At 60.6% G+C, this 24,224-nt stretch carries 21 protein-coding genes; 9 read left to right on the top strand and 12 right to left on the bottom strand.

Going from position 1 to position 24,224, the window contains the following annotated elements; genetic code table 11:
- Positions 1-147 precede the first annotated feature (147 nt).
- Both K8U03_18975 and K8U03_18980 read left to right on the top strand, forming a co-directional pair.
- The gene (locus tag K8U03_18975; protein ID MCE9606973.1) at positions 148-990 is read left to right on the top strand and encodes a hypothetical protein; all 843 of its coding nucleotides are present in this window, start codon (positions 148-150) and stop codon (positions 988-990) included.
- 87 nt (positions 991-1,077) lie between these two features.
- On the top strand, positions 1,078-2,382 hold the full coding sequence (locus K8U03_18980; protein MCE9606974.1) for a PQQ-like beta-propeller repeat protein: 1,305 nt from the start codon (positions 1,078-1,080) through the stop codon (positions 2,380-2,382).
- 28 nt (positions 2,383-2,410) lie between these two features.
- Here the strand turns inward: K8U03_18980 and K8U03_18985 are convergent, their stop codons facing one another.
- The 3 genes from K8U03_18985 to K8U03_18995 form a co-directional block, all read right to left on the bottom strand.
- Positions 2,411-3,052 (bottom strand): thioredoxin family protein, encoded by a 642-nt coding sequence (locus tag K8U03_18985; protein MCE9606975.1) that lies wholly within the window; start codon positions 3,050-3,052, stop codon positions 2,411-2,413.
- A 99-nt stretch (positions 3,053-3,151) separates the two neighbouring features.
- Positions 3,152-4,390 carry a metallophosphoesterase gene (locus tag K8U03_18990; GenBank protein MCE9606976.1) on the bottom strand — a complete coding sequence of 413 codons (1,239 nt, stop codon included), beginning with the start codon at positions 4,388-4,390 and terminating at the stop codon, positions 3,152-3,154.
- 100 nt (positions 4,391-4,490) lie between these two features.
- Positions 4,491-6,104, bottom strand: coding sequence for a response regulator (locus K8U03_18995; protein MCE9606977.1), 1,614 nt, complete (start codon positions 6,102-6,104; stop codon positions 4,491-4,493).
- Between the two features lie 767 nt (positions 6,105-6,871).
- On the opposite strand from K8U03_18995, the gene K8U03_19000 reads away from it, so the two are divergent.
- A complete protein-coding gene (locus K8U03_19000; protein ID MCE9606978.1) occupies positions 6,872-7,105 on the top strand; it encodes a hypothetical protein in 234 nt (77 codons plus the stop codon).
- A 112-nt stretch (positions 7,106-7,217) separates the two neighbouring features.
- Here K8U03_19000 and K8U03_19005 read toward each other — a convergent pair whose 3' ends face one another.
- The gene (locus K8U03_19005; GenBank protein ID MCE9606979.1) at positions 7,218-9,053 is read right to left on the bottom strand and encodes a hypothetical protein; all 1,836 of its coding nucleotides are present in this window, start codon (positions 9,051-9,053) and stop codon (positions 7,218-7,220) included.
- 205 nt (positions 9,054-9,258) lie between these two features.
- Between K8U03_19005 and K8U03_19010 the strand changes: the two genes are divergently transcribed.
- From K8U03_19010 to K8U03_19020, 3 genes are all read left to right on the top strand, one after another.
- Complete coding sequence (locus tag K8U03_19010) at positions 9,259-9,714, top strand: DUF393 domain-containing protein (GenBank protein ID MCE9606980.1); 456 nt, start codon at positions 9,259-9,261, stop codon at positions 9,712-9,714.
- 146 nt (positions 9,715-9,860) lie between these two features.
- Positions 9,861-11,282 carry a class II fumarate hydratase gene (locus tag K8U03_19015; protein MCE9606981.1) on the top strand — a complete coding sequence of 474 codons (1,422 nt, stop codon included), beginning with the start codon at positions 9,861-9,863 and terminating at the stop codon, positions 11,280-11,282.
- Between the two features lie 143 nt (positions 11,283-11,425).
- On the top strand, positions 11,426-11,902 hold the full coding sequence (locus K8U03_19020) for a hypothetical protein (GenBank protein MCE9606982.1): 477 nt from the start codon (positions 11,426-11,428) through the stop codon (positions 11,900-11,902).
- A gap of 13 nt (positions 11,903-11,915) precedes the next feature.
- Here the strand turns inward: K8U03_19020 and K8U03_19025 are convergent, their stop codons facing one another.
- The 4 genes from K8U03_19025 to rpmI form a co-directional block, all read right to left on the bottom strand.
- Positions 11,916-14,141, bottom strand: coding sequence for a phenylalanine--tRNA ligase subunit beta (locus tag K8U03_19025; protein MCE9606983.1), 2,226 nt, complete (start codon positions 14,139-14,141; stop codon positions 11,916-11,918).
- Between the two features lie 36 nt (positions 14,142-14,177).
- Complete coding sequence (gene pheS / locus K8U03_19030) at positions 14,178-15,209, bottom strand: phenylalanine--tRNA ligase subunit alpha (GenBank protein MCE9606984.1); 1,032 nt, start codon at positions 15,207-15,209, stop codon at positions 14,178-14,180.
- A gap of 159 nt (positions 15,210-15,368) precedes the next feature.
- Complete coding sequence (rplT, locus tag K8U03_19035) at positions 15,369-15,725, bottom strand: 50S ribosomal protein L20 (protein ID MCE9606985.1); 357 nt, start codon at positions 15,723-15,725, stop codon at positions 15,369-15,371.
- Between the two features lie 307 nt (positions 15,726-16,032).
- The gene (rpmI, locus tag K8U03_19040; protein ID MCE9606986.1) at positions 16,033-16,236 is read right to left on the bottom strand and encodes a 50S ribosomal protein L35; all 204 of its coding nucleotides are present in this window, start codon (positions 16,234-16,236) and stop codon (positions 16,033-16,035) included.
- Positions 16,237-16,505: 269 nt separating this feature from the next.
- On the opposite strand from rpmI, the gene K8U03_19045 reads away from it, so the two are divergent.
- Positions 16,506-17,765 carry a PQQ-binding-like beta-propeller repeat protein gene (locus K8U03_19045; GenBank protein ID MCE9606987.1) on the top strand — a complete coding sequence of 420 codons (1,260 nt, stop codon included), beginning with the start codon at positions 16,506-16,508 and terminating at the stop codon, positions 17,763-17,765.
- A 158-nt stretch (positions 17,766-17,923) separates the two neighbouring features.
- Here K8U03_19045 and K8U03_19050 read toward each other — a convergent pair whose 3' ends face one another.
- The 3 genes from K8U03_19050 to K8U03_19060 form a co-directional block, all read right to left on the bottom strand.
- Positions 17,924-19,057, bottom strand: coding sequence for a Gfo/Idh/MocA family oxidoreductase (locus K8U03_19050; GenBank protein MCE9606988.1), 1,134 nt, complete (start codon positions 19,055-19,057; stop codon positions 17,924-17,926).
- A gap of 159 nt (positions 19,058-19,216) precedes the next feature.
- Complete coding sequence (locus K8U03_19055) at positions 19,217-19,972, bottom strand: DUF2071 domain-containing protein (protein MCE9606989.1); 756 nt, start codon at positions 19,970-19,972, stop codon at positions 19,217-19,219.
- A gap of 42 nt (positions 19,973-20,014) precedes the next feature.
- Positions 20,015-21,130 (bottom strand): aminopeptidase, encoded by a 1,116-nt coding sequence (locus K8U03_19060; protein ID MCE9606990.1) that lies wholly within the window; start codon positions 21,128-21,130, stop codon positions 20,015-20,017.
- Between the two features lie 153 nt (positions 21,131-21,283).
- Between K8U03_19060 and K8U03_19065 the strand changes: the two genes are divergently transcribed.
- Both K8U03_19065 and K8U03_19070 read left to right on the top strand, forming a co-directional pair.
- Positions 21,284-22,243, top strand: coding sequence for a C-terminal binding protein (locus K8U03_19065; protein MCE9606991.1), 960 nt, complete (start codon positions 21,284-21,286; stop codon positions 22,241-22,243).
- Positions 22,244-22,395: 152 nt separating this feature from the next.
- Entirely contained in the window at positions 22,396-23,865 is a 1,470-nt protein-coding gene (locus K8U03_19070; GenBank protein MCE9606992.1) for a hypothetical protein, read from the top strand.
- Between the two features lie 48 nt (positions 23,866-23,913).
- Here the strand turns inward: K8U03_19070 and K8U03_19075 are convergent, their stop codons facing one another.
- Complete coding sequence (locus tag K8U03_19075; protein MCE9606993.1) at positions 23,914-24,171, bottom strand: GlsB/YeaQ/YmgE family stress response membrane protein; 258 nt, start codon at positions 24,169-24,171, stop codon at positions 23,914-23,916.
- Between the last annotated feature and the right edge of the window lie 53 nt (positions 24,172-24,224).

Here is a 24,224-nt window from a genome sequence, read left to right on the forward strand (position 1 = left end):
CCGTTGAATTCTGCCCCCTCGTAGACCGATGCTTTCGACACTGCTCCCGAGTACAATACCGGGCGTCGTTCGTTTCGGGTGCCGGGGCACGCATCGGGCCGCCGCTGGAATTCCGACGAACCGTTTCATCTCCGAAAGGTTGCGGAAATGCGGTTCGTCCGCAAAGACGGCGGCGTCTATCAGGCCGAAAGCAACCATGTGAACTACGAAACGTGCATCACGATCATGGCGTTCGTCGAAGCCAACAAAGACGGCCGCTATACGAAGCTGATCAAAGGGGCCGAGAAGTACGTCAAAGAGTTGCAATGGGATGAGAGTGAAGGAAAGGACAAGAGCTCGACCGAATACGGCGGCGCCGGCTACGGCCGTAGCAAACGGCCCGACCTCTCGAACACCACCTTCTTGATCGACGCGCTGAAGGCTGCCGGAGCGGGCCCTGACGACGAAGCGTTGAAGAAGGCGCTCGTATTCGTCTCGCGCTGCCAGAATCTCGAAACGGAATACAACACGACGGAATTCAGCGCTAAGAATCCCGACGGCGGCTTTTACTACACGCCGGCAGCCGGCGGATCGAGCCAAGCCGGAAAGACCGAGCAAGGGGGCCTGCGCAGCTATGCGTCGATGACCTATGCCGGGCTCAAGAGCATGATCTTCGCGGGGCTCGGCTCGAACGACCCGCGTGTGAAAGCGGCGACCGAATGGCTGCAAAAGAACTACGCCTTAGATACGAATCCGGGCATGGGGCAAGCGGGGCTGTTCTACTACTACCACACCTTCGCCAAGACGCTCGACGCACTCGGGAAGGAGACGTTTACCGATTCCGCGGGTATGGCGCATGCATGGCGCATCGATCTGGCAAAGGTCTTGGTCGAACGGCAAAACGCCGACGGATCTTGGACGAATAAAGAAGCGCGGTGGATGGAAGGGGATCCGAACCTGGTGACCGGCTACGCCTTGCTGGCGATGGCCTACCTTCATCCGGCGAAGTAGCGAAAGCGAGCGGAGCCACGGAGCGCATGGCGTTCGGCCATGCGCTCCTTTTTTTGTCACGACATTTCAGCGAGACGGAGTTCGACGATGAGAAACGTGAGCAAGTATGTCGTGTTGTGCCTTTCGACGCTCGCCTGCACGGCCCGCGCCGACGACTGGCCGCAATGGCGTGGTCCGACGCGCGACGACGTATGGCGCGAAACGGGGCTCATCGAGAAGTTTGCCGGCGAGCAAGTACCGATTCGCTGGCGCGTTCCGGTCGGTTCAGGCTATAGCGGTCCCTCGGTCTATCAAGGCCGCGTTTACCTTACGGATCGAATCGTCGAACCGGCGCAAATCGAACGAGTTCATTGCTTCGATGAAGCGAGCGGTAAGACGATCTGGAGCTACACCTACGATTGCCCCTATGCGAAAGTCGGCTATCAAGCGGGGCCGCGCGCGAGCGTCGGCTGCGACGAGGGGCGGGTCTATGCGCTCGGAACGATGGGGCATTTGCATTGCTTCGACGCCGCGAAGGGAACGGTCCTTTGGAAGCATGAACTGGCGCCGGAATACAAGATCGACATGCCGATCTGGGGCATCACGGCCTCGCCGCTCGTCGAAGGAGATCTGATTATCGTGCAGGTCGGCGGGGAGCATGCCTGCCTCGTGGCGTTCGATAAGCGGACCGGCGTCGAGAAGTGGAAATCGGTCGACGACCGCGCCTCTTATGCCGCGCCGATCATCGTCGAACAGGCCGGCAAGCGAGTGGTCGTTTGCATGACCGGCGACAACGTGGTCGGGCTCGATCCCGCGACGGGTGGCGTCTATTGGACGGTGCCGTTTCCGCCGAAGAACATGCCGATCGGCGTGTCGACGCCGGTCGTGAGCGGCGATCGGGTCTTCATGACCTCGTTTTACGACGGCTCGTTGCTTTTAAAGCTCAACGCGGAAACGCCGACCGCCGAAAAGCTTTGGCTCCGCGTCGGGGCGAACGAAAAGAAAACCGATGCATTGCAGTCGATCATTGCTACGCCCCTCTTCCTCGGCGACTACGTCTACGGCGTCGATAGCTACGGGCAACTCCGTTGCTTGGAAGCGAAGACCGGAGATCGCGTGTGGGAAAACATCACGGCCGTTCCGCCGGGCCGCTGGAGCACGATTCACTTGACACAGAACGTCGATGGCCGGACGTGGATGTTCAACGAACGCGGCGAATTGATCATCGCGAAGCTTTCGCCGGCGGGATACGAAGAGCTGAGCCGCGCCAAGCTGCTCGCGCCGACCAGCGATCAACTTCCGCAACGAGGGGGCGTCTGCTGGTCGCATCCGGCTTACGCGAATAAGCGCGTGTTTGCCCGAAGCGATTTGGAACTCGTTTGCGGCGAGCTGGCTGCCGAGCCGGCGAAATAGAGCCGCTGCGAAGTTTTATGTCGCCAGCTTACTTCTTCTTCCGCCGTTCCCGTTCGTAGCGAATCATGCAGCCGATCGCAACGGTCTCGGCCGTCTTGGGCTTCTCGCCTTTGAGGACGGAGTCGAGCGCCGTTTCCAAGTAGCGGTTTTTGACGAGCGTGGCGCTGCTGTGATCGTCGAGCCCGCCCATATAGGCGATCTTGCGATTCTTATCGAGCACGAAGAACTCGGGCGTGAAGGTCGCGCCGAAATCCTTGGCGATCTTCTGCGTGTCGTCGTAGAGATAAACGAATGGGAATTTCTTCGCTTCGGCCCGCTTCTTCATCGAAGCGAGGTCGTCGGCGGGAATCTTATTCACGTTCACCGCCACGATCGCGACCTTCGCTTTCGCATCGGAATACTTCTTTGCCAAGGCCACGATTCGGTCCTCGTAGTCCGTTGCCACGTCGCAGCTGTTGCACGTGAAGCAGACGACGACGACGTCCTGGTCTTTCAGATCGGCCAGCGAATGCTTCTTGCCGTCGATGCCCGGCAGGTCTTTCCACTCCGGCGACTTATCGCCGACGTTGAGCACGGGATTATACGCACCGGCGCGTGCGACCTCATTCAACGAGGCGCCTACAAAGCAGAAGACGATCGCGAACACGAAGACGAAACGAAGACGCGACATACGGAAGATTCCGAAGCGGAAGGGGGGAGGCGAGGGCGTAAGTGCGGCGGGGTCTTTATTCTAAGTGACGCCGCCAGGAATTCCAAATGCTCGTCGCGGCTATTGCGAAGTCCGGCTCACGGGCCTTTCCAGCACGAGAATCGTCGCCTCCGGTTTGCAGAAAAGCCGGAGCGGAAGTTTGCTGGATAGGCCCCGGCCGACGTGCAGGATCGTCGGCGGTTCGTGGAACGTGCCCGATGCGTAGCGCGTGCCGTAGCTGCTGGGAGCCAAGATCGGGCCTAGCGGCGGAAACTGGATCTGCCCGCCGTGTACATGGCCGGCGACCATGAGATCGAACCCATGAAGCCGAGCCCAAGGGAGTTGATCGGGGGAGTGCGAGAGGAGGATGCGAAACTCGCGGCCGTTGTTGCGCGGCGGGCAGTCGTCCATCGGAGCGGCCGGCTTGAGCCACGGCATGGCCGTCCCTGCGAGGACGACATCGATCCCGCGAATGGAAACGGTCGTGCGGCGGATTCCGACGTCGATGAGCCCGGCGGCGATGAGCCGACGGCGCGTCTCTTCGTGATCGACTCGAATATCGTGATTGCCGAAAATGAAATAGACGCCATGACGCGCGCGGAGCTTGCCGAGCGTCGTCGGGATCCAGTCCCAGCAAGACTCGGTCTCCAGTAGGTCGCCGGTGAGGAGCACTAAGTCGGGCTCGGCTTCGTTGACCAAGTCGATCGCTCGTTCGTAGTAGCGGCGGTCGATGATACCGGTCAGATGCACATCGGTGAGATGCGCGATCTTCAAGCCGGCCAGCTGAGCGGGAAGGCGCGGAGGCGCGATCCGTTTCGTCTGCACGGCGAGTTGCAGCACCTCGTTGAGCGGCAGCGTGGACATGAGCCGACCATAGAGGCTGTGCGTCGTCGGAGGAACGAGCGCGGGGCGCAGGTCGTGTACGACCGTGTCGTCGGATAAGAGCACGTCCGGGTCGGTGCGCTGAATTCGGCGCAAGAGCCACGGCAAGAAACCGAAAAAGACGTTGATCGCGCACAGGTCGACGTAGATGCGCAGCTCAAACGGAAGCGGCACGTTCCAGCGTCCGAGTAGCGCCGTCACGTGCGCGAGCGAATTACCCGGCGTGGCAAGAGTCGGAGATAAATCTAAACCGCGGGCGACGATCCATAGCACCGCAGCGACGCTTCCCGCCGCAAGGCAAGAGTTGATCACGAAGCCGAGAGCTTTGATCAGCCTTCGCGGCCAGGCTTGGGCATGGATATTGTTGCCGAGCCAGAGAAGCCAACTGATGTGTCCCGGTATCGAACCGAGCACCAGGAGCACGTAGGGATCGTTCATGCGACGTGCCGCCGTGCGCGATCCGCGCGGAAACGCGGATCGTGGAAGGAACGAGAACGCTCACCGAGCGCGCGGCGAAAATGAAAGCGACCGCCGCCCATTATTTCACGATGAACTTCTCGACGGTGTCGAGAAGCTGATCTAGGCGGAACGGCTTGTAGAGAACCGCTTGCAGACCGGCTTGCCGAGCCTTGACGATCGAATGGCCCGGATCCCAGCCGAAGCCCGACATCAAGACGAGCGGGACGGGATTCACCAAATCGAGCAGCTTGAGCATGACGTCGTAGCCGGTCATGTCGGGCAGGCGAACGTCGGCGATGATGACGTCGTAGTGAGTTCCCTTCGCCATGTTGCGGACCATGCAGACGGCCTCGGCACCGTCGTGGGCGGTCTCGACGATGCAACCGTAGCGCTCGAGCAAATGATGTGCGGCAGTGCGAACCGATTCGTCGGCATCGGCCACGAGGATTTGCTTGCCGCGGAGTTTCGGTCGATCGGGACCCATCGTCCCTTGCGGCAGCGCTTGGCTCGGGGCCATCTTCTGACCGACCTTCTGGATCACTTGCTTGATGTCGCGCGCGTTGCGGAGGATGCGCTGCAGCCGTTCGGCGACATCCGGCTCGTGGCCGATATAACGCTCCATGATGTTCACGGCGTCGTTCAGGATGTCGTCGACCGGCAGGGCCACGGCACTATGAATCGCTTCGACGCTCATCGCCGCCGCCCCGGCGCGCTCGACGACCAGCAACTCCAGCGTGTTCAAAGCGACGGCCACATCGCGGGCGAAGATCTCGAGAAACTGTTGATCGCTGTCGCCGAAGGCGTGCGGATCGGGACTTTCGACGTTGAACGTGCCGATCACTTCTTCGTGCAGCATGAGCGGCACGGTGAGCGAGCTCCGGCCGCCGTGCGCCCCTTCGATATAGAGCGGGTCGCTCGTGGTGTCTTCGCAGATATAGCTCTTACGAGTTGCGGCAACGAAGCCGGTCACGCCGTTGCCGCGCGGTTCGGCGAAGAGCATTCGTTGCGAGGCTTCCGACGACATGCCGACGGCGAGCAGCGGCTCGAGCTTACCGGTCTTGGCGTCGAGAAGGCGAATCTCGATGATGTCGAAATTCAGCAGTTGGCGAGCGTAGAAGAGAATGTTTTCCTTGAGCAGTTCGATTCGCTCGTCGATCGTCATCCGGAAAAGTTCTTCCGGAGAGAGATTGGCGAGTTCGACGCCGGCCTTGTGGATCGCGGCGAGTTTCTGCTGCTGCACTACTTCGAGCGTGACGTCGCGCAGCGTGACGATCAGGTGTCGCGAAGAGCCGTCGCCCAGGGGGGCGGCGTGAACGCGAAAGAAGTCTTCGCCGGAGTGAAGCGTCGAGCTACTCGGCCGGCCGGAAGCGCGGGCCGTGTTGAAGGGGCACATGTCCGGTCCGAGAATTTCCGGACCTTTCAAGGCAGCGTAGAAACCCTGCCCTACGAGCGATTCGTTCTTCGTCCATTCGCAAAGACGTTGATTGCACCAAACGATTTTGTTCTCGGCATCGAGCACGACGACTCCGTCGGGCATCGAACGCAACATCTGCTCGTATTGGGCCGTTTCGCTCACAGTCCGCTTTCCCACTGACGAGACTGCCGGCAACCCGACGGCGGGCGGCATGAGCGGAGGCGAAGCAGGCGATAGAGCCGAGCCCGCAACGGCCACGGTTGCCGAAGGCGCCGCCATCGCCGGGAAACCGGCATCGGTCGGCTGCTGTAGAGGGCATTCGGCTTTGGGGTCATCGGCATCACTGCGAACGGCACTACCAGCACCCGTTTCACTCACCGGCTTGGAAAGCTTCGCGTTCGAACTCGTCGCTTCGGATCGACGCGGCGGGCTATCGGCTACCGCCGATGCGCTGCCGGCATTCGCTTCTCCGACTATCGAGCTCTTAGTCTTGGCGCTCAAAGCATCGTCTCCGAAGGGCATGAACGGCCCGCGACACGTTGCTCGTCTGAGTGACGAACCTATGTCGCCTCGTCATTCCCTGTCATCCCGATCGTATAAGGAATTATACGACGCACGATTACGCGGAACAACGAAAATGCACAGCCTCTAACAGCATCGACGTTTCTTACGCCACACTTTGGAAACCTCATGGAATGGGCAGAGTTTTCCGGTCGTGGCGGCTCGAACGGCGCTGCTCGCCGGTTCAAACGTTACACAACTTGGAATGGTTTCCGCAACCGGGTTTCTCTTTCCGCGCGACGCACGATTCGACATTGACGACCGAAACTTAGCATTGAAAAAGAGGAGCCGTTGCCGCTCGCCGGTCGCCGCGAACATACAACCGAGTCGACCGTTACGAGTCGTATTTGCCGGCATCTGTCGATGATCGGGGCTCTCAATGTCGACAAGATAAAAGAGTCGGACTCGATCGAACTCCGCTGGACCGTGCTATTTGCAACGGTGCGGCCGGCTTGCGTTCCACGAAACCGTCGGAGACCGTAGAAATGTGGCGTTCGCTCTTCGTGGCCGTAGGATTGTACGCAGTCCTTTTGGGGGTGGAGTGCTTGCTGATCGACAAAGCAGTGCTCGCGCGGCGCGAAAGCGCAGCTCCCGGAATGGAGCAAAAAATCGGTCGCAATCGGGAGTATTCCCCGCCCGATTGGGCCCCTTGGAGCCTCATGTCGACCGGCGCCGTGACGGTGCTGTATTCCTTCACGCTGCCGAAACGGGGCGGCTGAGTCGACTGCCGGCACTACCGGAATGCAACGGCTCGCCTAGTCGGTTCGATGTACTCGTCGAGCGAGACACTTATCGACCTCGCGTAGAACACGGTTTCTTAGAACTCGTCGCTTAGTCCGCTTTGCGAAGCGCGTTGAAGTATTGCTTCTTCTGTTCGCGGCGTGAACGATCGAGCGCTTGGCTTTCTAGCGTCTGCGCTTCTCGACCTGCCGAGACCGCTTGTTCTTGGTTGCGAATCGCTTCGAGCGCTTTGCCTTTGGCGTTGGGACCGTCGGTCGGGCCGATGATGCGAAACGCGCCGGTGCCGATTTGCTGCTTCACGCGCGAGTCGAATGCCGCCGTTTGACCTGGGGCTTCGCCATCGAGGCCGTTGCCGACCCCTTGGCCCGGCTGATTTCCTCCTTGGTTTCCTGCACCTGGTCCTTTTTGTCCCTGACCTTGTCCGGCCATGCCTTGCCCTGGTTGCCCCTGACCCGGTTGTCCTTGGCCCGGTTGTGCTTGGTTGCCGCCGTTTTGTCCGGGCGCGCCGCCTGGTTTCTTTCCTTCTCCCGCCCCCGGTTCTTGGCCTTGTGACATGCCCGACTTACATTCGGCGAGATCTTGCAAGCCGCGGTCGAGCAGTTGGCTCTCGCTCGCTTGCTTCGCGAGTTGATCGAGCTGCTTTTGCAAGTCGTTCAACGCTTGCGAGGCTTCGTTTCCCTTGCCGCTTTGCATCCCTTGCGATGCTTGCTCGAGCGCCTCTTGCAGGCCCGCGAGCGATTGCTGTTGCGCGGCCATTTGCGAAAGCTTCTCTGCCAATGCCGAGGCGTCGAGTGCGCCCGGTTGCGATCCGGCACTCGCCGACGGTTCGGAACCTTTGCCGTCTTTCTTTTGCCCTGCTCCGTTCTTTCCTTCGCTCGAGCTTTCCGCTTGCTTCTGTTTCGCGGCGAGTTGTTGCTCGGCTTCTTTACGACGTTCTTCTTGCGCCTGGGCCAGTTGTTCCATTTGCTTTTGCAATCGATCCAACTGCTCGGCCATTTGCTGCTTCTGCGCAGGATCGAGCTTGCCCGACTCTAGTTCTTTGCGCAATTGCTCGACTTGTTCCGCGGCGCCGCGGAAATTTCCTTCTTGGATCGCGTTCGTCAACTTCTCCGACGCACCAGGATTCTTCGACCGTAGCCGACTCAATTGCTTCTTGAGTTCTTCGGCTCCCGACACTTGTTCGCGTCGCTCTTGAATTTGCTTCGCGAGGTCGTTGAGCTTGACGAGCGATTCTTTTTGATCGACCTCGGCCGCTCCCTTGATCTTGCGGGCCTCGTCTTGCAATTTCTCCAGTAGCTTTTGCGCTTCGACGAGCTTGAGCTTCTCCGCTTCCAGCTTTTTGTCTTCTAGTTTTTTCTCCAACGTTGCCGCCGTCTCTTTCATTTGCGCCTGCACTTGCTTCGCGGCGGCAGCCGCCGGTGCCACCGGAGGAACGGCCGGCGAAAGCGATAGCGCGACGACAACAGCAGTCGCCAGCGGCACCAGAGGCCACGCCAGCCGGCGCGACGAAACAAGCGGGAACGAGGCGCGTACGTCGAGGTTGGCGATGGCGCGCTCGGCATCGGCTTCGACTGCCCGCCGCGCGGCACCATCGGCCGCGACGTCGGAGCCTGCGATCGACCGCAGCGCCAGCGCCGTGGAGACTCGTTCGTCGAGTCGGCAGCGTCGGTCAAGTTCGACGGCCGCCGCCAGTTCATCGTGGCTCGTCGCTCGTCCGGCGATCAAGGTCGCAAGCAGCGCAATAATCGCGGCGATGCCCAGCACGATCGGCCATGAGATTCCGAGCGGAAAGTATTTGTCGACGACGATGACACTCGCCGCGATTCCGAACGCGAGCGTGGCGATCCAAGGAAAGAGCGCGACGACCCGTTCGAGAAAGAGTCGGCGTCTCGCGATCGACAATTGCTTGGCAAGAGATGCATTCATCGCATTACGGTCCTTGGTCGTCACCGAAGCCGAAAGATCGACTTCGTATTAGTTTACCGTTTTAGCTTGCCTAGGCCATAAAATACGAAAGAAGATCGGTCTGACCCGAAGCTTGCGGACGACGTATACTAATAGAGAGGAAGAAACTCACGGTTGTCGCCGTGAGCCTCCTTCCCTACGACGCGAGTTGGAAGAGGTTGGTTCCATGGCAGTCATGCAAACACCGGGGCAGACAGCAACGGGCCAACTCCCGTCTCCGGCCGATCATCCGCAGGCCGACGTCTTGATCTACGACGGCGACTGCAAATTCTGCACGGCCAGCGTTCATAAGCTCCATCAAGCCGATCGTCGCAGACGGCTGACGTTTATTTCCTTGCACGATCCCGAGGTGCAGGCCCGTTGGCCGGACCTGAAGCACGAAGATCTGATGCGGTATATGTATGTCTGCACGGCCGATGGTCGGAAGTTTCACGGAGCCGAGGCGTTTAAGTATCTCAGTACGCGATTGCCGCTGCTCTATTGGATGGCACCGGCCCTCTACTTCCCGGGCCTGATGCCGCTCTGGCAAGCCTGCTATCGCGCGTTCGCGAAACGCCGATATCGCTGGGGACGGATCGAGAGTTGCGAAAACGGCACCTGCAAGATCCCGGCCCGAAAGTAGCTCGTGTTTCCTTCGGCTGCGAGGCCCTCGTCGACGCGCCGTTTCTGCGTATAATCGGCGACGGCGTTCTTCCGGTTTCTCACTGCTCAGTAGGCCCGATTGTCATCGGGTCCGAGTGGTTTATTTAGATCATCGTGATTCGAAACATGACTCAATTTCGCATTGAAAAAGATTCGATGGGGGACGTGAAAGTTCCCGCTCAGGCCTACTACGGCGCGCAAACGCAACGAGCCGTCGAGAACTTTCCGATCTCCGGTAAGCCGCTCCCGAAACAATTGATCCACGCAATGGGCCTCGTCAAGCTCGCGTGCGGCATCGCAAATCGCGATCTCGGCAAGCTTACCGGCACCGGGAAGAATCCGCTGAACGATGCGCAGGTCAAGGCGATGCTCGCCGCTTGCCGCGAAGTCTCCGAAGGAAAGTACGACGGCGAGTTTCCGATCGACGTCTATCAGACCGGCTCGGGCACTTCGAGCAATATGAATGCCAACGAAGTGATCGCGAACCGTGCGATCGAAATGATGGGGGGAGATCGACTCGTGGCCGCGAAGCCGATTCACCCCAACGATCACGTCAACATGGGCCAGAGCACGAACTGCACGTTTCCGACGGCGATTCATGTCGCCGTGGCGATGGCGATCGTGAAGGAATTGATTCCCGCTTTGGGGCGTCTCGGCGATGTGCTGACGAAGAAAGCCGCGGCCTGGGACAAGATCATCAAGATCGGCCGGACTCACTTGGCCGATGCCACGCCGCTGCGGCTGGGTCAGGAAATCGGCGGCTTTGCCCGACAGATCGAGCAATCGATTCATCGGGCCCGCCGCGCTGCCGATGCCGTGCTGGAACTCCCGGTCGGCGGCACCGCCGTCGGAACGGGCATCAATACCCATCCCGAGTTCGCGGCGCGCACGAGCGCCGCGCTGGCGCAGGAAACCGGCATCCCGTTTATCGAAGCGGTCAACCACTTCGAAGCGAATGCCCAACGCGACGGCCTCGTCGAATGCCACGGTCAACTCAAGACGGTCGCCGTGACGCTGTTCAACGTCGCCAACAACATTCGCTGGCTTGGCTCCGGCCCTCGTTGCGGTTTCTATGAGCTGATTCTTCCCGATCGCCAGCCGGGCAGCTCGATCATGCCGGGCAAGGTGAACCCTGTGATGTGCGAGAGCATGATGCAGGTGACGGCGAAAGTCATGGGGAACGATCAGACGATCTCGCTGAGCGGTGCGACCGGCGGTCAGTTCCAACTCAATATCATGATGCCCGTCATGGGCGACACGACGCTCGAAAGCATCTCGCTCTTGTCGCATTGCACGAACGCGTTCGTCGAGTTCTGCGCGGAAGAGATGGAGGCAAATGAAGCACAGTGCAACGCCAGTATCGAGAAGAGCCTGTCGATGGTTACCAGCTTGAACCCCTACATCGGCTACGAGAAAGCCTCGAAGCTCGCGAAGGATGCGTTTAAGAGCGGCAAAACGATTCGCGAACTCTGCACGGAACAAAACATCCTGCCGCCGGATCAGCTGGAAAAAGCCCTTGATCCTTGGGCGATGACGGAACCGGGGTAGGCAAAATGCAGAAGTAGAAATGCAAAATGCAAAACTTCGGAGGCGTTTTGCGCTTTCGTGGTTTAGCATAAGGGCCTTCCGCTGCGAGTGCGTTGCGGTCGACCTGCTGCGCTTGGCCCCTTTCTCTAATTTGAGACTTTGCCATGAAGAACATCGTGTCGCTCGTCGCCGGTTCGCTTGCGTTCGCGCTTTGCTTGCTGGTTGCCGGTTCCGCGTCGGCGCAAGGCGATGCGGAGGTCGAAGCCAAGTTCGTCGCTACGCTCAAGAACGCGACGCTCAAAGGTTCTTGGGCGCCGGTCGCCGGCGGGAAGCTGGGGGCCGAGAAGGGAAACGACTCTTATCGCATCGCACGCGCCGAGAAGAGTTCGGCCGGCCAATGGTCGATCGTCTCGCTCTATAACGTCGGCGGGCGACAGGTCGAGTTCCCGATCTCCGCTTCCGTGAAGTTCGCCGGCGACACCGCCGTGCTGATTCTCGACGATGTTCGCGCCGGTCCTGGCGCCGCCAACTGGTCGGCTCGGGTCATGTTCCACAACGACGTTTACGCCGGCCGGTGGTGGGCGACGGCTGATCCCGAACACGGCGGCACGATCAACGGCACGATCACGCGAGCGCCGTAAGCGGCAACTCGCGTCAGCTGCGTAACGACGCCCCGAACGCTTTCGCGCACGCATCGACGATCCGCGTTCGCAGTTCGTCGGCTTCGGTGTTCGTCAGCGTCCGCTCGCGCGAGCGGAGCAGCAGCGTAATGACGAGGCTTTTCTTTCCTGCGCCGAGTTTCTTCTCGTCGCGAAACGGCTCGCCTTTGAGGTCGAGCGTCGCGAGCAGGTCGCCGCCGCAGCTACGCACGGTCGCCGCAATGTCGTTCCAGCGGACTTGCTCGTCGACCACGAGATTGATATCGCGCTCGATCGCCGGATAGTCGGGCGTCGGCACGTAGCGCGGCACCAGTACGGCAGCCTTGATAAGTGCCGCGATCTTCAACTCGGCCACCACGGTCTTCCCGCGCAGATCGAACTTCTTTTGTCCCGTCGCACCGACCTCGCCGAGCACTCCGAACGGCTCGCCGTCGAGCAACAGTTCGCAAGCCCGATCGGTTGCGAAGAGGGATTGCGAGGTCGGCCGGACGTCGACCTGAGCCGCCGGAGCGAGTGCGGAAACCACGGCTTCGATGGTTCCTTTCAAGGCGAAGAAGGCGTTCGCTTTTTCGCCGCTGCTCGTGAGCGCGAGCATGAGTTCTTCCTGCGGCAGCGCCCCGGCGCGCGGCAGGTACACCTTCGCGGTTTCGAACAGTTCGATCGTGCGGTTCCCGACCGCTTCGTTGTCGCGGCGAGCCTTGAGCAGGCTCGGTACGAGGCTTCGGCGCAGCTTATCGGCCCGTTCGAGAATCGGCATTTGCAGCGCAAGCGGAGCGGCATCGGTCCAGGGGGAGAACGACGTCGAAAGCGAGTCGTCGACGACGCTGATCGTGAGCGCTTCGTCGAAGCCGCAAGCGGTGAGCACATGACGAATCTTGTTGAGTACCCGATCTTCGTCGGTGCGTGCCGAAGGGGCCATCGGTACGCCGACGTCTTCGGGAATCTTGTCGTAGCCGTAGATGCGGGCCGCTTCTTCGATCAGGTCGATCTCGCGCGAAAGATCGCGCCGCCAAGAGGGAGGGACGACGGTGATGCTCTGCATTCCACCGCTTGCATCGCTCGGCAACTCGGCGAAGACTTCGTTCTTCGCTTCCGTCATGGTACGAATCGCTGCGAGGTCTTTCCTCGCGAACGCTTCGTCCATTTGTCGCATCTCGCTGGGGGTCAGCTTCGCCGTATGTTCCACGACGACTCCGCCTGCTGCGTCCCTCGCCAGGCGAACGTCGATGCCGGCGCTACCGAGCCGCGGTTGCAAGCCGAGCGACGTCAAAATCCGCAGGACTTCACTGCCGGGGATGTTGATGCCGACGATCCGCTTCAACTGCGCGAGGCGTAGCGTGATCGGCTCGCGCGGCTTCGGCTTCTCGCCCACGTCGAGCGACCCGACCGCCAGTTCGCCGCCGCAGATTTCCAAGATGAGTTCGCAGCAGCGACGACTGGCCCACTCGATTCCTTCCGGATCGACGCCGCGCTCGAAACGGTACGACGAATCGCTCCGGAGCGCAAGCTTGCGGGCCGCGGTGCGAATCGAAAGGGGATCGAAATCGGCCGACTCGATCAAGAGGTCGGTCGTCGTCGACGAGACCTCGGAATCGACGCCCCCCATGATCCCGGCGATCGCGACGGGCCGCTCGGCGTCGGCGATGACCGTCATGCCGGGTTCCAGCACGTACTGCTTATGATTGATCGCTGCGAACTTCTCGCCGCTTACCGCCTCACGCACGATGATCTTCTTGCCGCGCAGCTTCGCGAGATCGAACGCGTGCAACGGTTGACCGCATTCCATCAACACGTAGTTCGTAATGTCGACGGCGTTGTTGACCGTCGGCTGCCCGATCGCCGCGAGACGTTTTTGCAGCCACGCGGGACTTGGGCCGACTTTCACTCCACGAATCACGCGGGCAATGTAACGCGGGCAGCGCAGCGGGGCGTCGACTTGCAATTGAGCGAGCGTATCCACGGCAGGGCCCGATTCCTGCGGCGCCGCCTTGGGAAGAGCGAGCGGTGAGCCGAAGATCACGGCGGCTTCGCGCGCTAGACCGATGTGGCCGAGGCAGTCGGGCCGATTGCTCGTGATTTCCAGATCGACGGCGTAGTCGCCGGCGGCGGCGGTCGTGCTTTCGTGATTGAAGCCGGCCATCATCATGCGCAACGCGAACTCGTCGACCGAGAGGCCGACAAGCGGAACGTACTGGCGCAGCCATTCGTAGGAAATAATCATGGGCGGGGCTTTCGCTCGTCGCTAGAACTGTTCGAGCTAGAATTGTTCGAGGAAGCGGACGTCGTTCTTGTAGAACTCGCGGATGTCGGTCACTTGATGCCGGCGGGCGCAGACGCGTTCGACGCCGAGCCCGAAGGCGAAGCCGGTGACCTCGTCGGGATCGTAGCCGACGGCGCGGAGCACGTTCGGGTCGACCATGCCCGCGCCTCCCATTTCGATCCACCGCTCGTTCCACTGCATGTCGACTTCGACGCTTGGTTCGGTGAACGGGAAGAACGACGGCCGGAAGCGAATGTGAACGTCGCCGCCGAAATAGCTGCGCGCGAATAGCCGTAGCGTGCTCTTCAGGTCCGCCATCGTCACATTGCGATCGATCAGCAAGCCTTCGATCTGATGGAACATCGGGTAGTGGGTCGCATCGGCCGTATCGGGCCGATAGACACGGCCGAGCGAGATGATGCGCACCGGCGGCGGCGTCGACTCCATGACACGAATCTGGACGGTGCTCGTTTGGCTGCGCAGCAACATCGGCGCGTCGGCCTCGCCGGCGAGCTTCTTGGCCGTCGCTAAGTAAAAATTCTCCAGCGGATCGCGAGCCGGATGCGCCGCGGGGATGTTGAGCGCTTCGAAGTTGTGGCGCTCGTCTTCGATCTCCGGACCATGCGCGACGGTGAAGCCGAGCCGACCCATGATCTCCTTGAGTTCTTCGACCGTCTGCGTAAGCGGGTGCAGGTGTCCGAGTCGCGGGCGAAGGCCGGGCTGCGAACTGTCGAAGGCCGGGCCGGCGGCGACGGGAGCGGCGATTGTGGAGCCGATCCGTTCTTGAGCTGCGGCGAAGGCCGTATCGATCGCCGTTTTCGTATCGTTGAACTTCTTGCCGGCGGCGGGCTTGTCGTCTTTGCCGACGGTGCCGAGCCCCTTTTGGGCATCTTTCAGGCGACCGCTTTTCGCACCCAAGAATTCCACGCGGGCCGCTTCGAGCGTGGCGGCATCCGTGGCCGCGCCGAACGCTGCGAGAGCCGCTTGGGTGAGTGCGTCGAGTTCGGCGACGAACGAGGCGAGCGACATGCGGAGTCTCTCAGGCGGAAATCTAAGAGGGAATAAATCGGACTTCGAGGAAGGTGGCTCGGCAGAATACCGAGACACCGGCTACCAAGAAAAACGGCGGCGAAACGCTGAGCGTCTCGCCGCCGGATCTTAATTATCAGTCTCTCTGGCGGCGACGAGTTAGACGCCCAAGGCGCCCTTAGCCAACGCAAACACGGCGTCGAAGCCGGCCGGGTCGTGAATCGCCATCTCGCTCAAGGTCTTGCGATCGAGTTCGACCTTCGACTTTAACAAGCCGTTGATGAACTGGCTGTAGCGCAAGCCGCGCTGGCGGCAAGCGGCGTTCAAGCGAATGATCCACAACGAGCGGAGATTGCGGCGCTTCGTCTTGCGATCGCGGAAGGCGTAGACGCCGGCCTTGATCAGGGTTTCCTTCGCGGTGCGGAACATCTTACGACGACCGCCGACGAATCCCTTCACCTTCTTACGCAATCGCTTCTTCGCTTGGGTGCGGGCCGCACCTTTCATCGTACGCATAGCACATCGTTCCTTTACGTCACTAGCACAAGCCCAAGGCCTCGTCGAAAAGTTCGACGACGTTTTTACCAGCCCGACTTGCATTGGCCTGATCTTGCGATCGGCGTCGGCAACGAGCGACATGGCACTCGCGGCCCGCCCACGAACAAGTTCGCGGGACTCAACACGCATTCTCAATCACATTCGCTTCGCAACGCTTTGACAAGCTGCGAAGTTACCCCCGGCCTTACGGCACGGGGCTCGCCTCAGAGGCCGAGCGTCGGGAGCATGTTACTGACCCCTGACCACCGACCCCTGATCACTGTCCTTAGTATCCGTTGCCGCAAAGCAAGCGGGCCACGCGCTTCGATTCGCTCACGGTCGTGGCCGAGGTGCCGCGGAGCTTCCGCTTACGCTTCGACGACATCCGGCTCGCCAAGTGGCTCGTGCCGGCACCGCGGTGCATGGCCTTGCCGGTTGCCGAGAGACGGAAGCGCTTCTTCGTCCCTTTATGGGTCTTCATCTTAGGCATACATCACCAATCCGTTCGTTCGATCGTATGAGAAGGGGGGTAGGTAGCCGGGAAAGCCCCTCATTATAAAGCGGCTTGCGTCCTGTGGAAGTCCATTCGGCGGAAACCTGGAAAGGACTTTAACCTCCCGAACGAAGGGGTATTGAGGCGGGAGGGGGCTTTCGCGAGGCCGCGAGCGGGGAGAAATGCTTGTTTTCGCTGCGGCATAGGTGCATATTGCGGCTTCCGCCCCCGCTTCCCACCCCCAATCGCCCGCGAGCACGATCGCCATGCATTCTTCTCTTTGGACCGAAGCCGGCACGCTGCTGCAAAGCTTCGTCGTGCTTATCGCATCGGTCTTGCCGACCGCTCCCGGTGTGCCCGGCGCGCATTGGCCGCGCTGGCGTGGACCGCTCGAAGACGGCCATTCGCAGGAAACCGACATCCCGACGAAATGGAGCAATGCCGATGTCGTTTGGAAAACGCCGCTGCCCGGAAGCGGTCAGTCGTCGCCGATCGTTTGGGGCGATCGTATTTTTCTGACGTCGGCATTGGAAGACGGCAAGCAGCGGGTGGTGTACGCAGTCGATCGCAAGACCGGCAAGATCCTCTGGCAGCACACCGCTTGGACGGGCGAACCGGAAAAGCTCCATGCTTGGAACAGTTGGGCGTCGTCGACTTGCGCGACCGATGGAGAGGTGGTCGTGGCTTTCTTCGGGCGGGGCGGGCTACATGGCTACGGTGTCGATGGAAAACATTTGTGGAGTCGCGATCTCGGGAAGTTCGAGAGCCCATGGGGAGTGGCGGCTTGCCCGGTGATCCTCGGCGATCTCGTGATTCAGAATTGCGATGCCGAGGCCGATGCGTCTCTGTCGGCATTCGATAAGCGAACCGGCAAAACGGTGTGGACGACGAAGCGGCCGAACAATCGAGGTTGGAGCACGCCGATATTGGTGCAAGCCGAAAAACGGCGCGAGCTGGTGCTCAACGGCCACGACGGCGTCCGCGGCTATGATCCCGCGACGGGCAAGGAGCTTTGGTTCTGCAAGAGCTTCAACGGCCGGGGCGAGCCGACCGTGACCGCGGCCGGCGATCTACTTTACGTTTCCAACGGGCTCGCCGGCGACTTCTATGCGATCAAGCCGGGGGGCGACGGCGACGTAACGAAGACGCACATGGCTTGGCACGTGCCGCGCAAAGGAGGTCGCGATATTCCGTCGCCGATCGTGGTCGGGAAGTTCATCGTCATGGTCGACACGGGAGGCATCGCCACCTGCTACGATGCCGCGGACGGACATGAGTATTGGAAGGAACGCCTCGCGACCGGTCCGAAGTTCACGGCCTCGCCGATCGCGGTGGGAGGGCTGGTGTATTTTCTCAACGAAGCAGGGACGACGATCGTCGTCGAACCGGCCGCGACGTTGAAGATCGTGCAGGAGAACATCTTGACCGGCGGCGAAGACGAAATCTTCCGCGCGACATTGGCTCCGTGCGAAGGTCGGTTGTTCGTCCGCTCGACGAATATGCTGTACTGCATCGGGAAGAAGTAGCGGCGTCTCCCCAAGCATTCCGGTTCGAGGCGAGCGGCCGGTGTGAACCGGCCGTTAAACAGCTGAATTAGGACCGATTCGGCTGCCACGTAAAAGCAGAAACGGGGACATTACTGTCCCCGTTCGCCTCGGCATCGAGTTGATCTCGCACACGTCGATCAGACGTTCGTCCATTGGCCGCTCTTGGCGCTGTTCAAAACGGCATCGCAGACTTTTTGCGTTTCGAGCGCGTCGCGGAACGTGGGGCCGGCGGCTTTACCGGTGCTGAGTCCTTGCAGAAAGTCGGCGACGGTATGCAGAAACGTCGTTTCGTAGCCGATCTGCAGGCCCGGCACCCACCACTTCGCCATGTAAGGATGATCGCTGTCGGTCACGTGAATACTGCGCCAACCGCGAAGGTTGCCCGCATCACGATGGTCGAAGTATTGCAGACGGTGTAAGTCGTGGAGGTCCCATTTAATCGAAGCGTGTTCACCGTTGATTTCGAGCGTGTTCAGCGCTTTATGGCCCCGAGCATAACGGGTGCTCTCGAAGAGCGCGAGCGAGCCGTTCTCGAAGCGGCCCAGGAACGCGCAGGCATCGTCGATGCCGACTTTCTCGACCTTGCCGGTCAGCGTGTGCTTCCGTTCTTTGATGAAGGTCTCAGTCATGGCCGAGACGTTTTGGAAGCTGCCGTTGAGCCAGATCGCCGTGTCGATGCAGTGTGCCAACAGATCTCCGGTCACACCGGAACCGGCCGCCGCGGCGTCGAGACGCCATAGCCCCGCGCCTCCTTGAGGAAGGTCGGCCGAGATCGTCCAGTCTTGGAGAAATTGAGCGCGATAGTGGAATATCTTGCCGAGCTTTCCTTCGTCGATCAGTTGTTTCGCAAACGTCACGGCCGGGACGCGGCGATAGTTGTACCAGACGATATTCGCCACGCCGGCCTTCTCGACCGCGGCGCACATTTCTTCCCCTTCGGCGACGTTCATCGCCAACGGCTTCTCGCAGAGAATCGCTTTGCCGGCCTTCGCGGCGGCGATCGAGATCTCTTTGTGTAGATTGTTCGGCGTGCAGACGTCGATGGCGTCGATGTCTTTGCGTTCGAGCAGCTTCTTCCAATCGGTCTCGACGCTTTCGTATCCCCATTGCGCCGCGAACGCTTCCGCTTTCGATTTGTCGCGCGCACAGACCGCCTTGAGGACCGGCTTGTACGGCAGGTCGAAATAGTGATTCACATTGGCATAGGCGCTCGAATGGGCTCGGCCCATGAAGCCGTAGCCGATCATGCCGATGTTGTACGGTTTGGACATGACGATTGGTCGCTCCGAGAAGTTGTCTGTAGAGTTGAATGCGATGAGGACGGCATGCGCGTCGGGGAAAGTCGAGCATTTTAACCGAAGGAACTCGACCGCGAAACCAGCCGGCAGGGCGAGGTTTCACGTTCTAACCTGCCCGGCTAAACGGCCTCGCTAAATTGCGGCGACCGCCGCCGCGGTTTGCGGAACGCAGCACAGGTCTTCCTGCTCATGCCAAGCGTGTTGGATATTGCGCATCAGCAAGGCATGGTCGAACGTGATCGAGCCGGGCTGGAAGATCGTCGGGTCGTCGAACACGCTGGAGCGCACTTCTTCTACGGCGAGCGGCTCCACATGCCAGCCGTCGCAACGGAGCTCCAGACCTTGGAAGGTTTTGCCGTCGGGAGTCGGAGAGTAGCCGAGCGAACCGGCCGCGAAGAACCGCGAAGCCTCGTCGAGCGAGGTAAATACGGAACCGGAGGGGAGGGCCGGGGCGATGTGTCCGCGAACGGCGAGGTTCGTCACTCCGTCGTCGCTCGTCATCTTCAAGGAGTAGCGTTCGGTCGTTTCTTCGACGTCGAACCGGGCATGATGATGGAAACCGGGAAAGAGCCGGCCGCCGAGCAGCGTATTGAGGCGCGAGTTGGTATCGCGACGCTGGACGTAAACCCCTTCGCGCCGCTCGTTGCCCGCTTGCCACACGACGGCAGCGCGATGGGCGGCGTTCTCCGAACCGATGCCGAGCCAACTGGGCAACCAACTCGGCCGGATGTTGCGTAGGCGTATTAAACAGATGCCGACGAGCCCCATTCCTCGATGCAACTTCGGCTCGAACGGCGTCGGCAGCAATTTCGCCAAGACCCCAGCGTCGACGCGATAGTTGACGAGCATGCGCCGATCGATCACGCCGTGGACGACGGGGAGTTTCATGCTGCGACCTTTACGCTTGTCGACGACTGGGGAGATTGAAATCTACAGTCCGACGTTCAACCCTCGTAAGTCGTCCGGCAGAAACTTACCGTCTTTACGGACCAGTACGTCGTCGAACCAAATTTCTCCGCCGCCGTATTCGGGCGTTTGGATCAAGACGAGATCCCAATGGACGCGACTTCGATTGCCGTTGTCGCATTCGTCGTAAGCGTTGCCGGGGGTGAAGTGGATGCTGCCGCCGATCTTTTCGTCGAACAGCGTATCGAGCATCGGCTTGCGAATATGGTTGTTGCAACCGATCGACCACTCGCCGATGTAGCGGGCTCCATCATCGGAGTCGAGAATCTTGTTGAGCTGGTCCGGAGCATTCGCGCATGTCGCACGGACGATCTTCCCCTTGCGGAATTCGAACTCGATCTCTTGGAAGATGATCCCTTGGTAGCGCGAGGGGGCGTTGTAGCGAATCGTCCCTTCGACGCTGTCGCGAATCGGCGCGGTGAAGACTTCGCCGTCGGGAATGTTGCGTTGTCCGTGGCAAGGGCGGACGTTCATCCCTTTGATTGAGAACGTGAGATCGGTTCCCGGTGCGACTAGCCGAACTTTTTCCGCCGCGAGCATCCGCTTGACAAGTGGTTCTTGATCGCGCGCCATTTGCACGTAGTCGGTCGTGCAGACGGCGAAATAGAAGTCTTCGAAAGCCGCTGTGCTCATGTCGGCTGATTGCGCCATCGAGGGGGTCGGGTAGCGCAGCACGACCCATTTCGTCTTCGGCACGCGAACTTCGCTATGCACCGGATGCCACCAATGTTTCTGATAGAGATCCATCTGCTCGTGCGGCACGTCGGCCATCTGGCTGCTGTTCGCTGCGCCGCGGATGCCGATATAGGCGTGCATCTGCTTCATGCGTGCCGCCTCGAACGCTCCCGCCCCAGCAAGATTGGCTTCGCTTCCCGTGCGATAAAGGCTTCGGAGAATCTCTTGATTCTTCCACGTTACATAAGGGTTCGCCCCGCGCGCGGCGGCCCCTTCCACCAGCTTGCATACGAGGGCTGGATCGGGAAGATCGATTGCTTCGATCAGTACGTTCTCATCGCGCGCGAGCCGACAGCTATGATCGAGCAACGTTTCGGCAAGCTTCGTGATACGGGTGTCGTTCATCGGGCGTGGGCTCCTGACCGGCGAGGCGTGAACTCGGCAGCGCGTGGGCATTCGTGAAATCGTGCGACCGACATGGTATCATTTAGCCCCGTCCCATGCGAAGTCCGCCCGCTGCCTGATTCAAATCGCCTTTTCCCATAGAGAGATGAGCCCGTGCCGAAATACAAAGCCTTGATTACCGACTATGCTTGGCCCGACGTGGAAATCGAACGGAACGTACTCGCCGCCGGGGATTGCGAACTCGTCGTTGCCGACAAGACCGATGCCGACTCGCTTGCCAAGCTCGCCGCTCCGTGCGATGCCATCATGACGAACTGGGCGAAGGTGCCGGGCACCGTGATCGGGGCTGCGCCGAACTGCCGTATCGTGGCGAGGCTCGGCATCGGGCTCGACAATATCGATGTCGAATACTGCACGCAGCACAAGATCGTCGTGACGAACGTGCCCGACTATTGCTTGATCGAAGTCGCCGAACATGCGCTGGCGCTGATCTATACCCAAGGCCGGAAGACCGCGTTTTACCATCATGAAACGAAGTCCGGGAAATACGCTTTGCAAGCCGGCGCAAAGCTGCGGCGCATGGAAGGGCAGACCGTCGGCCTCGTCGGATTCGGGGCGATCGCCCGCGCGCTTGCAAAGAAGTTGTTGGGCGTCGGCATGAAAGTCGTGGCGTTCAATCGTTCGCGGAAAGACTCGCTGCCGGGCGTCGAATGGCGTGACCTGCCCGAGTTGTTGCGTGAAAGCGATTACGTTTCGCTCCACGTGCCGAGCACGCCGGCGACGAAGCACCTCATCGGTGCGAAAGAGTTGGCGATGATGAAGCCGACGGCGTATCTCATCAACACGGCGCGGGGAGCGGTCGTCGATGAAGCGGCGCTTGGCGCGGCCTTGGCGGCCGGGCAACTGGCCGGGGCGGCGCTCGACGTGCAGCAGCAAGAACCGTGCGATCTGTCGAAGCCGCCGTTCGACGATCCGCGCGTGATCGTAACGCCGCATGCCGCGTTCGTCTCCGAAGAGAGCTTAGCCGATTTGCGCCGGCGAACGGCCCAGCAAGTGGTCGACCGGTTGCAAGGCCGCGTCCCCCCGAACGTGGTGAATCCGGTCGTGTTGTAGCGTGTTGTAGGGGCGGCGGCGCGGGGGCTGGAAAGCGAGAAGTCGAGAATTTGCCTGATCGCGGTTTTCGACCTATGTTTTCCATCGGGGATCGATCTCGCGATCGGATCCCGTCACGTCGCCGCTTGCTCACGCCGCTTGCTCACTTCTCCATGGACGATCGCCGCTATACCGCCGTCGAGACGCGACGCGAAACGTCGTCGGCATTGCCGTTCGCCGAACAGCGCGAACAGGTGCGTCGATTTCTCGGCGAGCTTTCCGAGTCGACGGCGGCTGCCGAAGCGGAAATCTCGGGGATCGTCAAGCAATTGCTCGACGGTGTCGCCGTGCAACGCGCCGGCGGGGGCTCGAAAGAACTCGCCGCTCGCGAAGCGCAGCTTGTGCAACGTGAAGCGCAGCTCACGGCTCGCGAAACGCAGCTCGGCGAGCAATGGAAAAAGCTCGAAACCGAACGCTCCGATTGGGAAGCCGCGGCCGCTCAGGGGGCACAGCGCCATGCCGCAACCGACGGCGCGATCGAAGCCCTGCGCATCGAACGGAAGCAGCTGGCCGATGAACGCAGCCGACTCGAGCATGACGCCGAAGAAACGGCTCGGGCTCGAACTCGGCTGACAGAGCGGTTGCAACGGCACGAACAGGCCGAAGAGGAACTCGAAGCGGAAAAGCGGCGGGCGAAAAGTCGGCGGCGCAAGTTGCTTGCCGAGGTCGCGGAACAACAAGAAACCGCGACGGCCGAGCTCCGACGGCGCGAAGCGGAACTTCAGGCCCGAGCCGAATCGCTGATGGCCGGAGAACGCAAGCTCGCGGAATCGTCGACGGTAAACACCTCCGCACTGGAGAACGAAGTTCGTCGACTGAAACGTGAGCTTGACGAATACATCGAAAGCTACGAGCAATGTCGTCAGGAAAATGCCGAGCTTCACGAACGCTTGGAACAGTCGCAAGAAGCCGGCTCCGACGACGCGGCCTATGACACGTTGAAGAGCCGTTACGACGAAACGCAGTCGGAGTTGCGCGAGCTTCAGCGCCGCTACTTGGAACTGCAAAGAGAGCGCGAAGCCGCGGCCTCGGCACCGAATTCGTCCGCCGCCGGCGGCGCGATGGCGATGGATTGGGAATCGCAAAAGCGACGGCTGCTCGCTTCCCTCGAAGCCGACGCCGGATCGAACGACGCGAAGTCGCGCGGCGATCGGCTTACCGTCGAAGGAGCGATTCGGATCACCGATGGGGTCGTGCAAGAAAAAGAACGAGAGATCGCCGAACTCAAGCGAGTGCTGGAGCAACAAAGCTGTAACGTCGGAGAAGTGAGTATCGGTGCGGCGGCTCTTTCGGGAATGCTCGACCAAGATGATCTGATTCGCGAACATCGCGAGCAGGCCGAGATTCTCAAGCGGCAATGGGAAGAAAAGTTGCGGGCCGCCGAGATCGAAATCTCGATCGAGCGGGCTAAGCTCGGACGCGAGCGAATGGAGCTCACCGAAAAACGGGCGGATATCGACTCGCAAATGGCAAAGAAGGGTGCCGAGCTTCCCGCATCATCGCCGACCGTGGAAGACCCGAAGCGCACCGGCGGCGGCCGTTGGTTGGCACGGCTCGGCTTGCGAGATCGCGAAAACGGGTAGCGCGACGTACGCCGCACTACCCGCTTCGCATTTTTCTCGATGCTTGCACTATGCCGTGCGTTGCATTCTCAGCGCTACGACGACGACGATAATGCCGCCGATGATCGACATGATCCAGCCCGACGGTTGATACATATTGGGTTCTGCACCGTGGATCATCCAAGTGATCGCTCCGCCGATGAGCGACCCGACGACGCCCAGCGCCATCGTCGCCAACAGGCCCATTGCCTGTCGTCCGGGAACGAGGAGCCTCGCCAACAAGCCGACGATCAAACCGAAAATTGCCCAGCCAATGATGGCAAACATAAGAATACCCTCTCATAGAAATGGAAATTAAAGACAAATCAGGACGGGTTTAG

It is taken from the genome of Planctomycetia bacterium (assembly GCA_021413845.1).
Lineage (GTDB): Bacteria > Planctomycetota > Planctomycetia > Pirellulales > PNKZ01 > PNKZ01.

Coding starts and splice junctions, on each gene's coding strand:
- K8U03_19015 (MCE9606981.1), top strand. CDS start 9,861: ATGACTCAATTTCGCATTGAAAAAGATTCGATGGGGGACGTGAAAGTT.
- K8U03_18990 (MCE9606976.1), bottom strand. CDS start 4,390: ATGAACGATCCCTACGTGCTCCTGGTGCTCGGTTCGATACCGGGACAC.
- rplT (MCE9606985.1), bottom strand. CDS start 15,725: ATGCGTACGATGAAAGGTGCGGCCCGCACCCAAGCGAAGAAGCGATTG.
- K8U03_18980 (MCE9606974.1), top strand. CDS start 1,078: ATGAGAAACGTGAGCAAGTATGTCGTGTTGTGCCTTTCGACGCTCGCC.
- pheS (MCE9606984.1), bottom strand. CDS start 15,209: ATGTCGCTCGCCTCGTTCGTCGCCGAACTCGACGCACTCACCCAAGCG.
- K8U03_19045 (MCE9606987.1), top strand. CDS start 16,506: ATGCATTCTTCTCTTTGGACCGAAGCCGGCACGCTGCTGCAAAGCTTC.
- K8U03_19005 (MCE9606979.1), bottom strand. CDS start 9,053: ATGAATGCATCTCTTGCCAAGCAATTGTCGATCGCGAGACGCCGACTC.
- rpmI (MCE9606986.1), bottom strand. CDS start 16,236: ATGCCTAAGATGAAGACCCATAAAGGGACGAAGAAGCGCTTCCGTCTC.
- K8U03_19010 (MCE9606980.1), top strand. CDS start 9,259: ATGGCAGTCATGCAAACACCGGGGCAGACAGCAACGGGCCAACTCCCG.
- K8U03_19020 (MCE9606982.1), top strand. CDS start 11,426: ATGAAGAACATCGTGTCGCTCGTCGCCGGTTCGCTTGCGTTCGCGCTT.
- K8U03_18995 (MCE9606977.1), bottom strand. CDS start 6,104: ATGGCGGCGCCTTCGGCAACCGTGGCCGTTGCGGGCTCGGCTCTATCG.
- K8U03_18975 (MCE9606973.1), top strand. CDS start 148: ATGCGGTTCGTCCGCAAAGACGGCGGCGTCTATCAGGCCGAAAGCAAC.
- K8U03_19000 (MCE9606978.1), top strand. CDS start 6,872: ATGTGGCGTTCGCTCTTCGTGGCCGTAGGATTGTACGCAGTCCTTTTG.
- K8U03_19060 (MCE9606990.1), bottom strand. CDS start 21,130: ATGAACGACACCCGTATCACGAAGCTTGCCGAAACGTTGCTCGATCAT.
- K8U03_19050 (MCE9606988.1), bottom strand. CDS start 19,057: ATGTCCAAACCGTACAACATCGGCATGATCGGCTACGGCTTCATGGGC.
- K8U03_19025 (MCE9606983.1), bottom strand. CDS start 14,141: ATGATTATTTCCTACGAATGGCTGCGCCAGTACGTTCCGCTTGTCGGC.
- K8U03_19070 (MCE9606992.1), top strand. CDS start 22,396: ATGGACGATCGCCGCTATACCGCCGTCGAGACGCGACGCGAAACGTCG.
- K8U03_18985 (MCE9606975.1), bottom strand. CDS start 3,052: ATGTCGCGTCTTCGTTTCGTCTTCGTGTTCGCGATCGTCTTCTGCTTT.
- K8U03_19055 (MCE9606989.1), bottom strand. CDS start 19,972: ATGAAACTCCCCGTCGTCCACGGCGTGATCGATCGGCGCATGCTCGTC.
- K8U03_19075 (MCE9606993.1), bottom strand. CDS start 24,171: ATGTTTGCCATCATTGGCTGGGCAATTTTCGGTTTGATCGTCGGCTTG.